The organism is Streptomyces sp. NRRL S-37 (genome assembly GCF_000721605.1).
GTDB lineage: Bacteria > Actinomycetota > Actinomycetes > Streptomycetales > Streptomycetaceae > Streptomyces.
Window position 1 is genome coordinate 97,924 of the sequence record NZ_JOIZ01000010.1, and the last position, 19,677, is coordinate 117,600.

Annotated in this window: 12 protein-coding genes and 1 pseudogene; 11 read left to right on the plus strand and 2 right to left on the minus strand. The window is 70.9% G+C overall.

Going from position 1 to position 19,677, the window contains the following annotated elements; translation table 11 throughout:
• The first annotated feature begins 524 nt into the window (after nucleotides 1-524).
• Nucleotides 525-2,660 (plus strand): recombinase family protein, encoded by a 2,136-nt coding sequence (locus tag IH50_RS39810; protein WP_078913992.1) that lies wholly within the window; start codon nucleotides 525-527, stop codon nucleotides 2,658-2,660.
• On the opposite strand, the pseudogene IH50_RS0116685 reads toward IH50_RS39810, so the two are convergent.
• Nucleotides 2,563-2,970: pseudogene (locus tag IH50_RS0116685) on the minus strand (DEAD/DEAH box helicase); the annotation flags it as partial. The gene IH50_RS39810 and the pseudogene IH50_RS0116685 overlap by 98 nt on opposite strands.
• Nucleotides 2,971-3,110: 140 nt before the next feature.
• Here IH50_RS0116685 and IH50_RS0116690 point away from each other — a divergent pair.
• The 7 genes from IH50_RS0116690 to IH50_RS0116720 all read left to right on the plus strand — a co-directional run bounded on the left by IH50_RS0116690 (nucleotide 3,111) and on the right by IH50_RS0116720 (nucleotide 14,319).
• A complete protein-coding gene (locus IH50_RS0116690) occupies nucleotides 3,111-4,679 on the plus strand; it encodes a DUF4192 domain-containing protein (protein WP_030862064.1) in 1,569 nt (522 codons plus the stop codon).
• A 554-nt stretch (nucleotides 4,680-5,233) separates the two neighbouring features.
• On the plus strand, nucleotides 5,234-7,294 hold the full coding sequence (locus tag IH50_RS0116695) for a glycogen debranching N-terminal domain-containing protein (protein ID WP_078913993.1): 2,061 nt from the start codon (nucleotides 5,234-5,236) through the stop codon (nucleotides 7,292-7,294).
• Nucleotides 7,295-7,418: 124 nt separating this feature from the next.
• Nucleotides 7,419-8,177, plus strand: coding sequence for an NUDIX hydrolase (locus tag IH50_RS0116700; RefSeq protein ID WP_030862071.1), 759 nt, complete (start codon nucleotides 7,419-7,421; stop codon nucleotides 8,175-8,177).
• Nucleotides 8,178-8,289: 112 nt separating this feature from the next.
• Nucleotides 8,290-10,317, plus strand: coding sequence for an ATP-binding cassette domain-containing protein (locus IH50_RS0116705; protein WP_030862074.1), 2,028 nt, complete (start codon nucleotides 8,290-8,292; stop codon nucleotides 10,315-10,317).
• Between the two features lie 163 nt (nucleotides 10,318-10,480).
• Entirely contained in the window at nucleotides 10,481-11,368 is an 888-nt protein-coding gene (locus IH50_RS0116710; protein ID WP_030862076.1) for a FadR/GntR family transcriptional regulator, read from the plus strand.
• A 428-nt stretch (nucleotides 11,369-11,796) separates the two neighbouring features.
• A complete protein-coding gene (locus IH50_RS0116715; protein ID WP_030862079.1) occupies nucleotides 11,797-13,326 on the plus strand; it encodes an RNA polymerase sigma factor in 1,530 nt (509 codons plus the stop codon).
• A gap of 159 nt (nucleotides 13,327-13,485) precedes the next feature.
• Nucleotides 13,486-14,319, plus strand: a complete 834-nt coding sequence (locus IH50_RS0116720) for a S1 family peptidase (RefSeq protein ID WP_030862082.1) — start codon at nucleotides 13,486-13,488, stop codon at nucleotides 14,317-14,319.
• Nucleotides 14,320-14,470: 151 nt separating this feature from the next.
• Here IH50_RS0116720 and IH50_RS0116725 read toward each other — a convergent pair whose 3' ends face one another.
• A complete protein-coding gene (locus IH50_RS0116725; protein WP_030862085.1) occupies nucleotides 14,471-14,701 on the minus strand; it encodes a DUF7455 domain-containing protein in 231 nt (76 codons plus the stop codon).
• Between the two features lie 440 nt (nucleotides 14,702-15,141).
• Between IH50_RS0116725 and IH50_RS0116730 the strand changes: the two genes are divergently transcribed.
• The 3 genes from IH50_RS0116730 (at nucleotide 15,142) to IH50_RS0116740 (ending at nucleotide 19,665) form a co-directional block, all read left to right on the plus strand.
• Nucleotides 15,142-17,265, plus strand: coding sequence for a DNA gyrase/topoisomerase IV subunit B (locus IH50_RS0116730; protein WP_030862087.1), 2,124 nt, complete (start codon nucleotides 15,142-15,144; stop codon nucleotides 17,263-17,265).
• Nucleotides 17,266-17,626: 361 nt separating this feature from the next.
• Nucleotides 17,627-18,076 (plus strand): DUF485 domain-containing protein, encoded by a 450-nt coding sequence (locus tag IH50_RS0116735; RefSeq protein ID WP_030862090.1) that lies wholly within the window; start codon nucleotides 17,627-17,629, stop codon nucleotides 18,074-18,076.
• Complete coding sequence (locus IH50_RS0116740) at nucleotides 18,073-19,665, plus strand: cation acetate symporter (RefSeq protein WP_030862094.1); 1,593 nt, start codon at nucleotides 18,073-18,075, stop codon at nucleotides 19,663-19,665. Before IH50_RS0116735 ends, IH50_RS0116740 begins: the two co-directional genes overlap by 4 nt.
• The last annotated feature ends 12 nt before the right edge of the window (nucleotides 19,666-19,677 follow it).

Sequence of the window (19,677 nt, forward strand, 5' to 3'; positions counted from 1 at the left end):
GGAGTGATAGTGCGAGGCCGCACAACATAACCGATGATTGCCGGTTTGCCTAACCGGCAATCATCGCGAGCATTGAAGGTGTCCGTGAGCAGCTGTGCTTGGCGGTGGGGCGCTTACGGACGCAGCGAACGATTACACGAGTCGTTGGTGAACGGCTCGATTGGGGCGAAACCGACAAGCATCAGGTTTCACCGATCGCATCATCTTTCAACCAGTGCCCGCCTGCAAGGACCTTCAATGTGCCGAACCCCAATACCCTGTGCCCGTCTACCCCTCAGGTGTCAGCGGGCGCGCGAGCTGCTTACCTACTCGACCTCTACTGAGAACCACGCGATGCCGGCGGCTGAGGAGTGTGCAGCCTGAGCCCTGAACAGGAACTGCTCGGGGTGGCATATGGCGAAGAGCAGACGACCCCTACTGCTTCTCCAATGAAGCGCCTACTGCCCCCAGGAGCCTACCGTCGCGTCCTTGAAATCCTATTCGCACGCCAAGATGAGAGCGAGGCATCATAAGATGGCATCCAAATGATCGATCCCGGGCGCGCGCTGCCGCGCTGGGGCTGGCCAGTCTCGGGGGCTGACGTGTCGAAAAACCTTGCAGGATCTATAGAAACGGCGAGGAAGCGGGCAACCACCAGCAAGCTCCGGGCTGTTGACTACCTCCGGGTCAGCACCGAGGAACAGGTCAAAGGCTACGGAATCGCCTACACAGGCAAGCGCACCAAGAAGCACATGGGGAACAAGGGCTGGGAACACGTCGGCACCTACGCCGACGAAGGATTTAGTGGAAGTCTGGAAGCCCACGAACGTCCTGACCTCAACCGCCTCATGCAAGACGCCCGGCATATACCCCGCCCCTTCGATGTCGTCTGCGTCCCAGAGGAACGCGCCATCGGCCGCGCCGGCCGCGCCTTTTGGCCCTGGGTCTGGGAACTCGAAGACCTAGGCGTCTTTGTCGCCATCGTCAAAGGTGACTACGACAACACAACTGCCGAGGGCCGTTCCCGGATGCGTAAAGCAGCCGATCGTGCCGAAGACGAGCGCGAGACCATCCGGGAGAGGACACAAGGAGGAATCCAGGAGAAAGCGGAGGAGGGCGGCTATGTAGGGGGAAAGGTACCATTCGGCTACCGAGTTATTGACAAAGGAGTCAAGGGTGAGTCCCGCCTCGTTATCGACGACTGTGCAGACTGCCATCCGAGCTGCGTCACCAGGCACGAGGCGGACTTCCTGTGCGCGGGGCGAAAATATTTTGTCGAGTTGCGCGACTGGAACGAAGTTGCCACTCGGTGCAACGCTGACGGCTACAGAAAGCGAAACGGTGAACTCTGGGGCTATCACTCAGCCCGTCAGCAGATTTTGAGTGACATCATCCTCGAAGCCCGTCAGGTCTTTCGCGGTTCGCGCTACGTGCAGCGCGACGCTGACGGAAACCCGGTATACGGGGAATCCGTCATCATCAAACTTGACCCGATCTTCACTCCCGAAGAAATTAAGGAGCTCAGGAAAGCCAACGAAAAGCCTCCCCGTAAACCTTCCACATCGCGCATTTATACCCTTAGTGGCCAGATCCTTAGCCCTTGCGGCAAGCGCTATATCGGAGGAGGTAAGGGGCGTCGCGAAAAACAGTACCGCTGCCAAGGGCGCACGGCCGAATATGCGGGAGCCCCTACATGTGACTGTGTATACCTACGAGCCGAACCCGTCGAAGAGGAGGCATGGAAGAAGGTGAAGCGGCTCCTCGGGAACTTTGACCAACTCAAGGCGATGGCCGATGACTGGATCGGAGTTCGTGCAGGAAGCCGAATCAACTTCGCCGAACGCATCGCAGAACTGGATAAGCAGATTTCCACACAGACGAAGGCTGTCAATGTCACTATCAGTATGACCGCCAAGCAGGTCGCCTTGGAGAATGAGGATATATCGGAGGAGGAAGTCGAGAAACGCGTGTCCGAGGTCGTAGCGCCGCTTCAGCAGGAGTTGGCCAAGCTCCAGAAGGACCGTGCCGACATCGCTTCCTGGCAAGAAGAGTCCGACGCTGCTGGAGAGCGGATCACGCAGCTCATCAACCTGGTCGAGATGGCAAACCGTCGACTGCTCAACATGCCGCTGGAAAAACAGCGCGAACTCATGGTGCTACTCGAAGCAGAAGTGACCATTATCGGAGATCCTCCTCAAGGTCGGAAGGGGCAGCCCTGTGCACTCGCCGCCTGGTTCTCCGAGCGGGATCTGGAGGTTCCCGTGATGACCGACGAGGGGTGGTCCAGGGTTGCCCCGCTCGTGGACTGGAAGTCGCGAAATCTCGCCCCCCGCACGGTGCTGGCGGGGATCCTCTACAAGGTGCGGACGGACACTCCGTGGAAGAACATCCCCTCGCTGTTCGGTAGTCCGGCGACGCTCCAGACCTACTGGACGCGGTGGAGGAAGTCGGGCTTCTGGGAGCAGGTGATGGAGGCTCTGGCCCACGAGCGCAGCACGCCGTTGCCGGCACCGCAGCTTCCGCAGATCAAGCTGCGATGTTTGATCGAGCCGGAGGCGCTCCTGGAATCCGAATGCCGCTCAAGTGAGTCAGCCGCTCCGGACTCACCAGCAGCACATCGACGTCGCCCGCGGCGATCTCCGCCTGGACGGAGTCCCATTCCTCGCTGTTGGAGGAGTTGATGGTCCGGGCATGGATTCCGGCTCTGGCCGCGGCCTCCACCTGGTTGCGCATGAGCGCCAGCAGCGGGGAGACGATCACGGTGGGGCCGCTGCCCCGTGCCCGCAGCAGCGAGGTGGCCACGAAGTAGACCGCGGACTTGCCCCAGCCCGTGCGCTGTACGACCAGGGCCCGGCGCTTGTCGGCGACCAGTGCCTCGATCGCCCGCCACTGGTCCTCGCGCAGCCGGGCCCCGCCCGAGGCGTCCCCGACGAGGCGGGCGAGAACCGCGTCGGCGGCCGTACGGAGATCCGCGTTGCTCGTGTGCTCCATGGGTCCATACAACAGGACGCCACTGACATGCGGGCGGGAGCGCGGGAGCGGCCCCGCCGATCCGGGATCGGTGACATGTTCCTGGTCGAAGTTATCCACAGGGCAAACCGGAAGAGCGTAATCCGCGAGATCGTCTTCGCATGACGAACCACGGCGAAAGCACTGGATCCCCCGAAAACGGTGACATCTCCGGGCACGGCACCGGTCCCCGGACACCCGGCGGCGAAGACCGCGCACCGTGTCCGCAGGACATCACCCGCACCGCGTACGACAGCCATGGCGAAGGGCAGCAGGTCACCCTGCGGTCCCCGGCCGAACTCGCCGACGCCCTGCCCTACCTGCTCGGCTACCGCCCCGAGGACAGCATCGTGCTGGTCGCCCTGCACGAGAAGGACGGACGGGGCCGGTTCGGCGGCCGCGCCCGGCTCGGTATCCCCGCCAACCCCGACGACTGGCCCGCCGCCGCCCGGCAGCTGGCCCACGGCCTGGTGACGGGCAGCGAGCGCCGGGGCGCCCGGCCCGAGCAGATGGTCGTCTTCCTCTGCCACGAACCGGTCCGGGGCGAATCCGGCCGGCAGGTCAAGGAGCGGCTGGGGCCGCTCGCCCACACCCTGCGTCTGGAGTGCGGCGCCCTGGACATTCCGGTGGTCGAGGCCCTGTGCGTCTCGGACGGCCGCTTCTGGTCGTACTGCTGCGACGACGAGGACTGCTGCCCGTCCGAGGGGACACCGATGGGCCTGCCCGGCACCTCGGTGCTGGCCGCCGCCGCCACCTACGCCGGGCTCCAGGTCCGCGGCACCCTGCGCGAACTGCGCGCCAGGCTCCAGCCGTGGGAGCACTCCGCCGCCCGGGAGCAGGAGGCCGCCCTGGACGCCGCCGGCCTGGCGCTGATCCCCAGGATCCTCGACGCGGAGGGCCGGCACGAGGTCGCCGGGGAGACACTGGGGCTGGCCGAGCGGATCCTGGGCCGTCTCGCCGGCGCCCCGCCCGTGCCCGGCACGCTCCCGGCGGACCTGCGGGACGACGAACTGCTCGGGCACGACGAGGCCGCGGCGCTGATTCTCGGCCTGCAGGACCGCACGACCCGCGACCGCGCGGCCGAGTGGATGGAGGGCGACGAGGCGGGCCCGGCCCTTCGCCTGTGGCGCGCCCTGGCCCGCCGCTGCGTCGGAGCGTACGGCGAACACGCCGCGGCACCCCTCACCCTCGCCGGATGGGTCGCCTGGTCCACCGGTGACGAACTGGAGGCCCGGGAAGCACTCGCCATGGCCCTGGGCGCCGACCCCGACTACCTCTTCGCCCGGCTTCTGCACCAGGCGTGCAACGAGGGACTCGACCCGGAGTCGATCCGCCGCTGCCTGCGGTCCGAGCGCGGGGACCGCGGGCGGGCGGCGCCGGACGGTCCGGCGGCCGTGGCCACGGAGCCACCGGCTGCCGAACCCGCGGTTCCGGGCCCCGAAGCGGCCCCCCTGCCCCGCCGGCGCCGCACCCGTACGCCCGGCACCGGCAGCGTCTTCCCCCGCCGGGTCCGCACGGAGGACGGCCGACCGGGACGACGGGTTCCGCATGCGCGTACGCCGGCGGCGGGCGCCCACCCCGCGGCGGGCGGCGCGGACGAGAGCGGAACACGTCCCGGCGCGGGGCGTCGCCGTGGTACCCCGCAGCCGGGCGCGCGGACCGGTCACCGGGGCGGCGACAGGGAGGAGTGATCTGCGGCTTCGCGCTCATCGAGCAGGAACCGGCCTCAAGGAGGCGTGGTGGGTGGCGGGGGTGTTGTCCGTGCTGTGCCATCGGGCCGGAATCCGTCCCGGGGTCCGCTCCGGACAGGCGACGGCTGTACCGGAGCGGGCGGGAGGCCACGCGGCCCGGCGTTGGCGGGGTGCTTCCCCAGGTCCCGGCTTCGCTCGAGCGGGGTCCCATGAGCGGGAGGCACTTCCGGTGCCCGTCTTCACTCGCTCCCGGCTTCGCCCGAGCGGAGGCTTCATGAAAGGGAGGCACCCCCACCGCCCGCCTTCATCCGCTCTCGGCTCCGTTCGAGTGGGCACCCCCATCGCCTCGGGGACACCTCCCAGGCCGTTCAGGCACGGGGGAGGCACGGCTCTGCCCGAGGTGTGGGCGTGACTCGGAGACGACTGGTTCCGTTCACCTGAGTGGCGGAACGCCCGGTCGGGGCGTGACGTCGTGGTCCACCTCCACCGGCCTGACCGAAGCCTGTCGGCGGCGGGCCCGCCCGAGCCACACCGAGCACAGAGAAAGCCTTCCCATGCACCAGCCGGCTCCGCCCGCCCCCTTCGCCGACCGTGCCGGAACCCTGGCCGGCACGCGGACGCCACTGCCACGACAGCGGGATCACCATTCCGCCCGCCGGTGGCCCGCCGAACTGCCGCCCGCGCACACCGCCATCATCTGCGTCGCCCTGCCCGGCCTCGCCATCTCGACGGAACAGGGACAGCAGACCGGCAGCGGGCTGGAGGGGTTCTACCGCGCGGGGCGGCGTCTCCTCTCCCGGTGCCAGATCCGCGTGGCCGGGCGGGAGCCGCTCGCGGTCCAGGCCCGGATGGTGGCCGCCGACCGGGCCCGTTTCGTGGGGACGCTGCGGGTGTCCCCACGGGGCGGCGGCCCGGACCCGGACGTGGTCGTGGAGCGGACACGCTGCGCGGACGGCACGGAACGGATCACGCTGCGCAGCGCGGCCCCGCGTCCGTTGCGCCTGCCCGTCGAGGTGGCCCTCGGCACGGATCTCGCCGACCTCGGGGCGATCGCCGCCGGCCGCGCGGGGCCCGAACTGCCGGCCGATGTCCACGCCTGTGGCCTGCGCTGGTCCCGGGCCGGCGCCCGCGCGTCGGTCACCGCCGAACCGCCCCCCGCCGAGGCACTGGCCTCCGCCGGACTGCTGCGCTGGGAGTTCGACCTGCCCCCGGGCGGCAGCGCGAGCATCGAGTTGCGCGTGCGGCAGGACGGAGCGGCACCTCTTCGTTCCGCGGGCCGCGCGGTCACGAACCCTCTCGCCCCGGCGCATGCCACGGGGGACGACCCGCGGGTCCCCGCCCTGCTGCGGACGAGCGTCGACGACCTCCGGGCCCTCCTGCTGCGTGACCCGGCGCACCCCGCCGACCTCCACCTCGCGGCCGGCGCCCCCTGGCGCTGCGGGCTCGCCCCGGCCGAGGCCCTCGCCGCAGCCCGGATGGCCCTGCCGCTCGGCACCGGGCTCGCCGCGGGCACCCTGCGCGTCCTCGCCCGCACCCAGCTCCCCGGGCCGGGGCCGGAGGCCGGCATGATCCCCGGTCCGCGCCGCGACGCCGGTCCCCATCTGCCTCCCGGCTGCACGGGAACGGAGGCCACACTGCTCTTCCCCGTGCTCCTGGCCGAGGCCCGCCGCTGGGGGCTCCCCGAACGCGAGACCGAGGAGCTGCTTCCGGCCGCCGAACGCTGTCTGACCTGGCTGCGGAACACGGTGGGCGACGGCGTCTACCTGCCCGACCCGCAACCCGGCGGACCCGTCCGCTGCGAGACACAGGCCCAGGCCCACCGGACGGCCCTGCTCGGCGCCGATCTGCTCGACGCGTACGGCAGACCGGGCGGTGCCGGACTGCGGCAGTGGGCGCGGACCCTGCGCGGGGCCTTCCACGACGACTTCTGGATCGACGGCCCGCGCGGAGACCGGCCGGCGGCGGCCCGTGCCCCGGACGGCCGCCCCGTCCCGCACCTGGGAGCACCGGCCGCGCACCTCCTCGACACCGGGCTGCTGGGCGGGGGTGAACTCGCGCCCGGCCTCCTCGACAAGGTGCGGACCGAGCGGCTGGCGCGGCTGCTGGGCGGCCCCGACCTGGACTCGGGCTGGGGACTGCGCGGCATGGGCGTGAAGGAGGCGGGTCACAACCCGTTCGGACACCGCTCCGGCGCCGTGCGGGTCCGCGAGACGGCGCTCGCCGTCGCGGGACTCGCGGCCGCCGGCTATGAGAGGGAGGCGGCGTCCCTGCTGCGGGGCGTGCTCGCGGCGGCGGAGGCGTTCGGCCACCGGCTGCCCGAGATGTACGCGGGGGAGCAGCGGACCGAGGGGAGCGCTCCGCTCCCGCACCCGGCGGCCTGCCGCCCGGCGGCCACGGCGGCGGCCGCCGGGGTCCTGCTGCTGACCACGCTCGCGGGGATCCGCCCCGACGCCCCGGCCCGGACGGTCGCGCTGCGACCGGTGCGCGGTGCCCCGCTGGGCGAGACGGTCCTGACGGGGCTGCGCGTGGCGGGTGCCCCCTTCGCCGTACGGATCAGCCGGCTCGGTCTCGCCATGGTCGAGGAGGCGGCCGACGGACTCCAGTTGGGAGCCTGACCCGGTGGGGCACGTCCTCGCCGGGGAGGACAGGACGACAGGTCTGCCGGAGCGGAGTGGATCAGTTGATGTCACGGTCGGCGAAGGGAGTGTTTATCGTCAGGCAGACGACTATGATCATCGCATGCCCTACGACCCGTCAGCCTTTCCCCCCTTCGCCGTCACCGTGGACCTGGTCGTGCTGACCGTACGCCGCCACGCCCTGTGTGCGTTGGCGGTACGCCGGGGCGAGGCGCCGTTCCAGGGGCGCTGGGCGCTCCCCGGCGGCTTCGTGCGGGACGACGAGGACCTGGCGCAGGCGGCGGCCCGGGAACTGGCCGAGGAGACCGGGCTGCGGGTGCACGACCCCGCCGTCCCCGCCCAGGACAACGGCGCTCACCTGGAACAGCTCGCCACGTACGGCGACCCCGGGCGCGACCCCCGGATGCGGGTCGTCAGCGTCGCCCACCTCGCCCTCGCCCCCGACCTGCCCGCGCCCCGGGCGGGCGGTGACGCCAGCAACGCACGCTGGGCACCCGTGGAGGAACTGCTGCAGCAGGGCGGTTACGGCCGGGACGGCGAGCCGGTGGCGCCACTCGCCTTCGATCACGCCCGGATCCTGTCGGACGGGGTGGAACGCGCCCGCTCCAAGATCGAGTACTCGTCGCTGGCGACGGCCTTCTGCCCGCCCGAGTTCACCGTCGGCGAGCTGCGCAGGGTCTACGAGGCGGTCTGGGGCGTGGCGCTCGACCCGCGCAACTTCCACCGCAAGGTGACGGGCACGCCGGGCTTCCTGGTCCCCACCGGTGGCACGACCACCCGGCAGGGCGGCCGTCCCGCCCAGCTCTTCCGGGCCGGCGGCGCCACCCTGCTCAACCCCCCGATGCTGCGCCCCGAGGTCTGACACGGCACGGCCGGACCCGGTCAACGGTCCCGGCGGAGCAGAGTCCTTCCTCCTTCGCCGACCGGCCGCCAGATGCCCGGAAAATCCGATATGGCGCGCTATCTTGCATCGGGTGATCCAGGCCACCGGACTGACCAGCAGCCCCCGCAAAGAGCTTCCGCCCGCCGTCGACGACGTCTCCCTCGAGGCGCACGCGGGTCGCGTCACCGCGTTGCTCGGAGCGCCGGGCGCCGGCAAGACGACGGCGCTGCGGCTCATGCTCGAACTCCAACGCGGCCGGGGCATCACCTACTTCAGGGGCCGCCCGCTGCACCGCATCCCCCACCCCGCCCGCGAAGTCGGCGTGCTGCTCGGCGATGTGCCGGGCCATCCCGCCCGCACCGTCCGCGGACACCTGCGCATGCTGTGCGCCGCCACGGGCGTCCCGGTCCGCCGGGCCGACGAAGTCCTCGAGACGGCGGGGCTCGTGAGCCTGCGCGACGAACGCCTGGGCATCCTGTCGCGCGGCATGGACCGCCGCCTGGGACTGGCCTGCGCACTGCTGCCGGACCCGCACACCCTCGTGCTCGACGAGCCCGCGCGCGGTCTCTCCGCCACCGAGAGCCGCTGGTTGTACGGGACACTCCGGGCGTACGCGGCCCAGGGCGGCACGGTGCTGTGCACGACGGCCGACCCGAAGGAGGCCGCGCGGATCGCGGACCACGTGGTCACCCTGGAACGCGGAAGAGTCGTCGCCGACCAGGCGGCGGCGGACTTCTCGCGGACCCGGCTGCGTCCCCGTGTCGCCGTCCGCAGCCCGCACGCCGCCCGCCTCTCCGCCCTGCTCGCGCAGGAGGCCCGCGCCACCCGGCGGTCCGTGGAGGCCGTGCACGAGGGCGGCAACCGCCTCTATGTCTACGGCAGTACCTGCGCGGACGTCGGCGAGGTCGCGTTCCGGCACGGCATCGTCGTGCACCAACTGGCGGACGAGACCGGGGACATGGGCCCCGGCGCCGGGGCGGGCGAACCGGCGCCGGGCGAGCGGGCGACCCCGGCCGGCACCGCGGTCCGGGACGCCGGGGAACCCGGGCCCGCGGACGACACGGCACGCGATCCGGATCCCAGCCCCGGCGCTTCGGCTGGTGAGGGCTCTCCCGCGTCTGTGTCCTCGTCGCGGCGGGACCCGGGGGGATTCGCTGCCGGGGAGGCCCGCCCGGTCCCCGGCGCTTCGGCCGGTGAAGGTGCCCCCGCGCCCGCGTCCCCGCCCCGGCGGGATCCGGGGGAATCCGCCGCCGAGGAGGCCCGCCCGGCTCCCGGGGCCCGCCGGCGCCGGGCCGCCCGCGCGCGCGACGCCGCTGCCGGGCTTCCCCCTTCCGTCTCCGTCCGCCCCGCCCCCAGGCCCCTTCGCCCCCTGCGCTACGAGATCCGCCGCGCCACGGGTGTCGGCACGGGGTTCTTCGTCGGGGCGGCCGTGCTCGTCGTGTCCGCGCTCACCGCCGTACTGCTGGCGCGGGCCGGACACACCCCGCAGCCGCGCCTGCTGGCCGCGTGGCCGAGGGAGCTGCCGCTGCCGCCTGCGGCGCTCGGCGCGGGACTGCTCGGCGCGCTGGCCTTCGGCGACGAGTTCCGCCACCCCGCGCTGGCGGCGGACCGCGGCACCGTGCCCCGGCGGCTGGGGCTGCTGACCGCCAAACTCCTCGTGGCCTCGGCCACCGCGCTGGTGCTGGCCGTCCTGACCGTCGGGTGCGACGCCGAACTGCTGTACCTCGTCTACGGCCGGGAGGCCGTCGGGGTTCCCGCCGACTGGCTGCCGCTGAGTGCGGGCTGGCTCGGCCTGGTGACCGGATGCGCCTGCGCCGGCGTGCTGGCCGCGGGCGTGTTCCGGTCCACCACCGCCGGTCTCGCCGCCGTCGTCGCCGTACCCCTTCTCGTCGTGCCGCTCGTGCACAAGGTGACGGAAGGGCCCGCGGCGCGCACCCCGGTCCCGCTCGCGTCGCGGCTGCGGGACGGTGTGCCGCTCCGGTGGCCCTTCGGAGGCGGACATCATCTGGACGCGGTCCTGCGCCTGGTCGCCCAACCCGTCGGCGGTGCGCTGACGTTGTCGCTGGCGGCGCTGCTGTGCGCGTACGTGCTCACCGGTCTGCGGAGCAGAGTCCGATAACGACCGTCCATGAACGAGTCGATCCACCCCTGCCCACAACTCCCCGCAGAAAGCCCATTTCTTTCCGATAAGGCGTCAATTGCGACGGGGTGAGCGATCACCCTTTCGTGTGCTTTTCACCAAAGACCTCAAGGGAGTTGGAAGCGGAGCCGACAAAGGATGCGTGAGTACCCTTGCGCACACCATGATGACCGCCGCCCGCTCCGCAGACTCCGGCCTCGCGAGTCCGGGCGGACTCGACCGCTACCCCTACGCCGAGACGCCCGCCGTCGACCGCGTCGGGGCCCCCGCCTGGGACGGCGCGGACCCGGAGCTGGGCCGTGTGGGCCGACGGGCCGCGGGCAGCCGCGGTCGGGGGCTGCACGGCCAACTCGTCCAGCAGTTGGGTCAGATGATCGTTTCCGGGGACCTGGGCGCCGACCGTCCGCTGGTGCCGGAGGAGATCGGCCAGCGCTTCGAGGTCTCCCGCACCGTCGTCCGCGAGTCGCTCCGCGTCCTGGAGGCCAAGGGGCTGGTCAGCGCCAGGCCGAACGTCGGCACGCGCGTGCGCCCCGTCAGCGACTGGAACCTCCTCGACCCGGACATCATCGAGTGGCGGGCCTTCGGGCCGCAGCGCGACGACCAGCGCCGTGAGCTCAGCGAGCTGCGCTGGACGATCGAGCCGCTCGCCGCCTTCCTGGCGGCCGGCCACGGGCGGGAGGACGTCCAGCAGCGTCTGACCGACATGGTCGAGATCATGGGTCACGCCATGGGGCAGGGCGACGCCCTGACCTTCGCCCGTGCCGACGCGGAGTTCCACTCCCTGCTCATCCAGGTCGCCGGCAACCGGATGCTGGAACACCTCTCCGGGATCGTGTCCGCCGCGCTGCAGGTCTCGGGCGGCCCGGCCACGGGCTGCGAGCGGCCGAACGAGACGTCCCTGGCGCAGCACGGCCGGATCGTCGACGCCCTCGCCGGTGGCGACGGCGCGGCGGCCGAGGCAGCCATGCGGCAACTGCTCACGGTCCATCCAGAGGTGGAACGCGTGGTGCCCGCTCCGCGCGAGCACTGACCGCGTTCCGCGGACGGCGCGGTCCGGCATGCCATCCCCCTCCTGTGGCAGCGCCCCACCGATGAGCCGTCCCCCGTCGGACCCCGCGGGATCGCCGGCGATCCCGCGGGGTCCGATGCCCAGAACGGCGTGGCAGACTCGAAGGGGTGACCTCCTCGCCCCTGAGTGAACGCTTTCGCGATTGTTTGACCGATTATGTGCGCTTACGGGGTGTGACTCGGGCCACGCGGATTGGGCGTAACGCTCCTGGGGAGAACGCGATGACCTAAGAGGTGACAGCCGCGGAGGGAATACGGACGCCGTTCATGGCGCTGTGCATCCTCCCCGGCCCCCGCCCGCGCCGTCGGCCCATCCCCAAGCCGGCGGTCGGCTCCTGTCCACTGTGGACGGGGCCGGAAGCCGTTTTCCAACGTTCCGAGAGGTTGTTCGTGTCGGCCAGCACATCCCGTACGCTCCCGCCGGAGATCGCCGAGTCCGTCTCTGTCATGGCGCTCATTGAGCGGGGAAAGGCTGAGGGGCAGATCGCCGGCGATGACGTGCGTCGGGCCTTCGAAGCTGACCAGATTCCGGCCACTCAGTGGAAGAACGTACTGCGCAGCCTCAACCAGATCCTCGAGGAAGAGGGTGTGACGCTGATGGTCAGTGCCGCAGAGCCCAAGCGCACCCGCAAGAGCGTCGCAGCGAAGAGTCCCGCCAAGCGCACCGCCACCAAGACGGTCGCCGCCAAGACGGTGACCACCCGGAAGGCCACCGTCACCGCGACTCCGGCGGCGCCCGCCGCCGACCCCGCCGCCGAGGAGGAGGCACCCGCCAGGAAGGCGGCTGCCAAGAAGACGACCGCGAAGAAGGCGGCCGTCAAGAAGACCACCGCCAAGAAGACGGCCGCCAAGAAGACCACGGCCAAGAAGGACGACGCCGAGCTGGGCGACGAGGAGGTCCTCGAGGACACCAAGGCCGCGGAGGAGCCCGAGGGCACCGAGAACGCCGGCTTCGTGCTCTCCGACGAGGACGAGGACGACGCGCCCGCCCAGCAGGTCGCCGCCGCCGGTGCCACCGCCGACCCGGTCAAGGACTACCTCAAGCAGATCGGCAAGGTCCCCCTGCTCAACGCCGAGCAGGAGGTCGAGCTCGCCAAGCGCATCGAGGCGGGCCTGTTCGCCGAGGACAAGCTGGCCAACTCCGACAAGCTGGCGCCCAAGCTCAAGCGCGAGCTGGAGATCATCGCCGAGGACGGCCGCCGCGCCAAGAACCACCTGCTGGAGGCCAACCTCCGTCTGGTGGTCTCCCTGGCCAAGCGCTACACCGGCCGCGGCATGCTCTTCCTGGACCTCATCCAGGAGGGCAACCTCGGTCTGATCCGCGCGGTGGAGAAGTTCGACTACACCAAGGGCTACAAGTTCTCCACGTACGCCACCTGGTGGATCCGCCAGGCGATCACCCGCGCGATGGCCGACCAGGCGCGCACCATCCGTATCCCGGTGCACATGGTCGAGGTCATCAACAAGCTGGCACGCGTGCAGCGCCAGATGCTCCAGGACCTGGGCCGCGAGCCCACCCCGGAGGAGCTGGCCAAGGAACTCGACATGACCCCCGAGAAGGTCATCGAGGTCCAGAAGTACGGCCGCGAGCCCATCTCCCTGCACACCCCGCTGGGCGAGGACGGCGACAGCGAGTTCGGTGACCTCATCGAGGACTCCGAGGCGGTCGTCCCGGCCGACGCGGTCAGCTTCACGCTGCTGCAGGAGCAGCTGCACTCCGTCCTGGACACCCTGTCCGAGCGCGAGGCGGGTGTCGTCTCCATGCGCTTCGGTCTCACCGACGGTCAGCCGAAGACCCTCGACGAGATCGGCAAGGTGTACGGCGTCACGCGCGAGCGCATCCGCCAGATCGAGTCCAAGACCATGTCGAAGCTGCGCCACCCGTCGCGCTCCCAGGTGCTGCGCGACTACCTCGACTAGGCAGGTCCGCCCGCCACGGCGCACCGTCGTGCGCCGGTCCGCGTCAGGCCCGGTTTCCCGTCCTGGGGAGCCGGGCCTTCGCGTTGCCGCGCGGGTGCGGGCTCGGACGGGGTCCATCACTGTGGGTGGTTAAGGAACACCCCAGTGTGAGGAGCGCGCATGCGACGTCGTCTTGCCCGGGCCCTGGCCCGGCCGCTGGCCCTCGCGGCCGCCGCGACCGTCATACCACTGGCCTCGGCCGTGCCGGCAGCCGCCGACAGCATCGTCGTCGGCGGCTTCCCCGTCGATGTCTCAGAGGGGCCGTGGACAGTGGCGCTGTCCAGCCGCGACCGGTTCGGAGATACGCGGGCGGGACAGTTCTGCGGGGGTGTGGCGGTCGGCCGGACCACCGTGCTCACCGCGGCCCACTGCATGGACGAGGAGGTGCTGGGGGCACCCCCGGGACGCGTGGACGACCTCAGAGTGATCACAGGGCGTACGGAACTGCTCTCGGACCGCGGTCAGGAGATCGCCGTACGCGACACCTGGGTGAACCCGGACTACGACGGTGTCACCAACTCCGGCGACTACGCCGTGCTCAGTCTGGCCGAGCCGCTGCCCTCGAGCTCGGTGATAGCCATGGCCGGGGCCGGCGATCCCGCGTACCGGGCGGGTACCGCGGCCACCGTCTACGGGTGGGGGGACACCACGGGGTCCGGGGCCTATGCCGGCAGCCTGCACGCGGCACGCGTGCGGGTGCAGCCCGACGCGCTGTGCGAGAAGGCGTATCCGGGCGGTTCCGAGGGCGCCTACCGCGCCGGGACGATGCTGTGCGCGGGAGAGGTGCGGGGAGGCCGGGACGCCTGTCAGGGGGACAGCGGAGGGCCGCTGGTGGCCCAGGGACGGCTGATAGGCCTCGTCTCCTGGGGGACGGGGTGCGGCTGGGAGGGCAGTCCCGGGGTGTACACGCGTGTCTCCGACATCCTGCGGACCCTTGGACGGCCGCAGGGCTGAGGACGGCCGGGAGGGGACAGGGCGGGGCCGCTGAGCGGTTCCCGGCGGGCGGGGGTACGAGACGGGCGGCTGCCTCCTGAAGGGAGGCAGCCGCCCGCTCACCGGCCTGTGCCGGGCTGCTCGTCGTCGGACGCGAAGTGTCGGAGCTCTGTCAGCGCTCCTCGTCGGGAGCGGTCACCGGAGGGGTGGTGAGCCGCTCCGTCTCGTCCTGTATCTCAGCGGCGATCTTCTTGAGTTCCGGCTCGAACTTGCGGCCGTGGTGGGCGCAGAAGAGCAGTTCTCCACCGCTCAGCAGGACGACGCGCAGGTATGCCTGGGCGCCGCAGCGGTCGCAGCGATCGGCGGCCGTCAGGGGGCTCGCGGGGGTCAGAACAGTAGTCACGTCGCCTCTTCTCTAGCTCGACGAGCTGTCGTACCAGGGTCAACATCCAACCAGCCCCAAAACGTTCCCGCTCGTGGCTTCTCCTCGAAAAAATTTTCCGAGGTGGGTGGCTGTTGCCGGTTGGCGGCGAATGTGCCGTAGTGCGTGTCTGATGTGTCGTACGGATTCGCGTTCGTATCGGTGGTCGGCCCTCCCGGCTGGGTTGCCGGTTGTTCATGAGGACGTGCCCGGAGCCTAAATGGTTCATGCCTCGAAGGGAACGTGATGTGTGCTTCACTCCATCGAGGGATCGAACACGCATGCGACTCTGGACTAGGGTGGGCTGAAGCGAGGGTGGCGGTACAACGGCTCTACCAGGCCTCGGTACCCTCTCACCGGTGACTGAAGCCGCGCCCTTACCCACAAGGGCCGCATCTGAAATTCAGCGAGGAGCGAACCGCGTGACCGCCGAGACGTCCGTGCCGTCCACAGCGCTGCTGGCAGGAGCAGACCGGGACGGTTCCAACTACACCGCGCGGCACCTGCTCGTCCTCGAGGGGCTCGAGGCCGTGCGGAAGCGCCCCGGAATGTACATCGGGTCGACCGACAGCCGCGGCCTGATGCACTGCCTCTGGGAGATCATCGACAACTCCGTGGACGAAGCCCTCGGAGGCTACTGCGACCACATCGACGTGGTCCTCCACGACGACGGCTCGGTGGAGGTCCGGGACAACGGCCGGGGCATCCCGGTCGACGTCGAACCCAAGACCGGCCTCTCCGGCGTCGAGGTCGTCATGACCAAGCTGCACGCCGGCGGCAAGTTCGGCGGCGGCTCGTACGCCGCCTCCGGCGGTCTGCACGGTGTCGGCGCCTCCGTCGTCAACGCGCTCTCCGCGCGGCTGGACGTCGAGGTGGACCGCGGCGGGCACACCCACGCGATCAGCTTCCGGCGCGGTGTCCCCGGAGTCTTCGCCGCCGCGGGCCCGGACGCGAAGTTCGAGGCCGGGAGCGGACTGCGCAAGGCCAAGAAGATCCCCAAGACCCGCAGCGGCACGCGCGTGCGCTACTGGGCCGACCGCCAGATCTTCCTCAAGGACGCCAAGCTCGCCCTGGACACGCTGCACCAGCGCGCCCGCCAGACCGCGTTCCTGGTCCCCGGCCTGACCATCGTCGTCCGCGACGAGCTCGGGCTCGGCGAGGGCGGCAGCAAGGGCGAGGAGTCGTTCCGTTTCGACGGCGGCATCAGTGAGTTCTGCGAGTTCCTGGCCTCCGACCGGCCCATCTGCGACACCCTCCGCTTCACCGGACAGGGCACCTTCAAGGAGACCGTCCCGGTCCTCGACGAGCACGGCCAGATGACGCCCACCGAGGTCACCCGCGAGCTCGGCGTCGACGTCGCGATGCGCTGGGGGACCGGCTACGACACCACGCTCAGGTCGTTCGTCAACATCATCGCCACCCCCAAGGGCGGCACCCATGTCGCCGGCTTCGAGCAGGCCGTCGCCAAGACGATGAACGAGGTGCTGCGCGCCAAGAAGCTGCTGCGCGTGGCCGAGGACGACATCGTCAAGGACGACGCCCTCGAGGGCCTCACCGCGGTGGTCACGGTCCGTCTGGCCGAGCCGCAGTTCGAGGGCCAGACCAAGGAGGTCCTCGGCACCTCGGCGGCCCGCCGCATCGTGAACAACGTGATCTCCAAGGAACTCAAGGCGTTCCTGACCTCCACCAAGCGTGACGACGCCCAGCAGGCCCGCGTCGTCATGGAGAAGGCCGTCGCCGCGGCCCGGACCCGCATCGCGGCCCGCCAGCACAAGGACGCGCAGCGCCGCAAGACGGCCCTGGAGTCCTCCTCGCTGCCCGCCAAGCTCGCCGACTGCCGCAGCGACGACGTCGACCGCAGCGAGCTGTTCATCGTCGAGGGCGACTCCGCGCTCGGCACGGCCAAGCTCGCCCGGAACTCCGAGTTCCAGGCACTGCTGCCGATCCGCGGCAAGATCCTCAACGTGCAGAAGTCGTCCGTGACGGACATGCTGAAGAACGCCGAGTGCGGCGCGATCATCCAGGTCATAGGGGCGGGCTCGGGCCGCACCTTCGACATCGACACGGCCCGTTACGGCAAGATCATCATGATGACCGACGCCGATGTCGACGGCTCCCACATCCGCACCCTGCTGCTGACCCTGTTCCACCGCTACATGCGGCCCATGGTCGAGTCCGGCCGGGTGTTCGCCGCGGTGCCGCCGCTGCACCGCATCGAGCTGATCCAGCCCAAGAAGGGCCAGGACAAGTACGTCTACACGTACTCGGACCGGGAACTGCGCGACAAGCTCATGGAGTTCCAGAGCAAGAACATCCGCTACAAGGACTCGATCCAGCGCTACAAGGGCCTCGGCGAGATGGACGCCGACCAGCTGGCCGAGACCACCATGGACCCGCGTCACCGCACCCTGCGCCGGATCAACCTCACCGACCTGGAGGCCGCCGAGCAGGTCTTCGACCTCCTCATGGGCAACGACGTCGCCCCGCGCAAGGAGTTCATCTCCAGCTCCGCGGCGACCCTGGACCGCTCGCGCATCGACGCGTAGAGCCTGTCCGGCGGACCCGGCCGGAGGAAACCGGCGGCGCCTTGCGGCCCGGGTGAACGGGGCGACGGGGTTCCCGCGCAGGGGAGCCCTCCCGCCCGGGCGAAGCCGGGCGGGAGGGAGCGGCCGAGAGCCGGAGAGAAACCGAGCACGAGGAGTCGGTGACCGACGGTGACACCGCTGGGGGCTCTCCCACGCCCTTTCGGGCCGTGAGGGAGGGCGTGCCAGGCCCCGCGTCCCCGGCGTGATCCGCCGGACAGGCCCTGACGGGCACGTGGGACGCACGCACGGACCAGTCACCTGATGGGGTGAAACAGAACGGGAAGAAGAGTCGGGGATCTTCCCGTTCTGTCCATCCTTGGGCATGCAGCGAAGCAACTCGGGGGACGTGAGGTACGACGATCCCTGGTACGACGCCCTGGCCTCGGGCTGGGGCGAGTCGGCCGGGCCGGCGGAGGCGGTACCACCGACCCGCCGCGCGGACGGGGCCGACGTCTATCTCGAAATACAGCGCAGCGCGGCCTTCCAGGAGGTGCGCAGCCGCTACCGGCGGTTCGTGGCCCCGGCGGTCACCGCCTTCCTCACCTGGTACGTGGCGTACGTCGTGACCGCCACGACCGCACCGGGACTGATGGCACGGCCCGTCGCGGGCGCCGTGAACCTGGGCATGCTCGCCGGGCTCGGCCAGTTCCTGACCACCTTCCTGCTCACCTGGGCCTACGTCCGCCACGCGCGGCTGCGCCGGGACCGGGCGGCGCTGGAACTGCGCTGGGACGCCCAGGAGCTGGCGCGCGGGAGAGGCGGTGCGGCATGACGGGCGATCACCAGGTGCCGGCGCTGCTGCTGTTCGGCGCGTTCGTCGCGGTGACCCTGGGCATCACGACCTGGGTGAGCCGCCACCGGCAGGGCTCGGCGGAGGAGTTCTACGTGGGCGGCCGGGGCTTCTCCCCGATGGAAAATGGTTTTGCCCTCGCGGGCGACTACATGTCGGCCGCGTCCTTCCTCGGCATCTCCGGACTCATCGCGCTCGTCGGCTACGACGGGATGCTCTACTCGGTGGGTTTCCTGGTGGCCTGGCTGGTGGTCCTGTTCCTGGTCGCGGAACTGGTGCGCAACTGCGGCCGGTTCACACTCGCCGACGTGGTCGCCGCGCGCATGCGGGAGCGGCCGGTGCGGATCGCGGCGGGAACCTCCTCGGTCACCGTGTCCGTTCTGTACCTGGTGGCGCAGATGGTGGGCGCGGGCAGCCTGGTCGCGCTGCTGCTCGGCGGCACGGGCGAGGCGGCCCGCGCCTGGACCGTCGTAGGCGTCGGCGTCCTCATGGTCGTCTACGTGTCGTTGGGAGGGATGCGGGCCACCACCTGGATCCAGATCGTCAAGGCGGTCCTGCTGCTCGGCGGCACCGTCGCGCTGACCGTCCTCGTCCTGCTGCGGTTCCACGGCGACGTCAACCGGCTGCTCCTCACCGCCGCCGAACGCAGTGGTCACGGGAAGGCGTTCCTGGCGCCCGGGCTCGCCTACGGCGCGGACTGGACCGCGCGGTTCGACTTCATCAGCCTCGGTCTCGCGCTGGTGCTCGGCACGGCCGGGCTGCCGCACATCCTGTCCCGTTTCTACACCGTCCCCACCGCGCGGGCGGCGCGGCGGTCGGTCGTCTGGGCGATCGGCCTCATCGGTGGTTTCTACCTGATGACGATCGTGCTCGGCTTCGGCGCCGCCGCCCTCATCGGACCGGACACCGTGCGCGCCTCGAGCGCGTCCGGGAACACGGCGGTGCCCCTGCTCGCCCTCGACCTGGGCGGTGGCGCCGGCTCCACCGGGGGAACGATCCTGTTCGCGGTCGTCGCCGCGGTCGCCTTCGCCACGATCCTCGCCGTGGTCGCCGGGATCACGCTCGCCTCCTCGGCGTCCGTCGCGCACGACCTGTACGCCTCCCTGCGCCGCCGGCGCGGGAAGCCGCGCAGCGAGGTGGCCGTCGCCCGCGTCGCCTCGGTCGGCGTCGGCCTGGTCGCGATCGGCCTCGGCCTGCTGGCCCGTGACCTCAACGTCGCGTTCCTGGTGGGCCTCGCCTTCGCCGTGGCCGCGTCCGCGAACCTGCCCGTGCTGCTGTACTCGCTGTTCTGGCGCGGCTTCACCACCCGCGGTGCCGTGTGGGCCGTGTACGGAGGCCTGGTCCCGGCCGTGGTGCTGGTGCTGCTGTCCCCCGTGGTGTCGGGCAGCCCCGCGTCCCTCTTCCCGGACGCCGACTTCCAGCTCTTCCCGCTGCAGAACCCCGGTCTGGTCTCCGTCCCGCTGGGCTTCCTCGCGGGCTGGCTCGGCACGCTCACCTCGCCCGAGGTGCCCGACGAGGCCAAGCACGCGGAGACCGAGGTGCGCTCACTGACCGGTGCGGGGGCCGCGTAGGCCGCCCGGCGG

Bases quoted from the DNA above. Each gene is read 5' to 3' on its own strand.
- IH50_RS39810 (WP_078913992.1), top strand. From the start codon at position 525: ATGATCGATCCCGGGCGCGCGCTGCCGCGCTGGGGCTGGCCAGTCTCG.
- IH50_RS0116690 (WP_030862064.1), top strand. From the start codon at position 3,111: ATGACGAACCACGGCGAAAGCACTGGATCCCCCGAAAACGGTGACATC.
- IH50_RS0116695 (WP_078913993.1), top strand. From the start codon at position 5,234: ATGCACCAGCCGGCTCCGCCCGCCCCCTTCGCCGACCGTGCCGGAACC.
- IH50_RS0116700 (WP_030862071.1), top strand. From the start codon at position 7,419: ATGCCCTACGACCCGTCAGCCTTTCCCCCCTTCGCCGTCACCGTGGAC.
- IH50_RS0116720 (WP_030862082.1), top strand. From the start codon at position 13,486: ATGCGACGTCGTCTTGCCCGGGCCCTGGCCCGGCCGCTGGCCCTCGCG.
- IH50_RS0116735 (WP_030862090.1), top strand. From the start codon at position 17,627: ATGCAGCGAAGCAACTCGGGGGACGTGAGGTACGACGATCCCTGGTAC.
- IH50_RS0116740 (WP_030862094.1), top strand. From the start codon at position 18,073: ATGACGGGCGATCACCAGGTGCCGGCGCTGCTGCTGTTCGGCGCGTTC.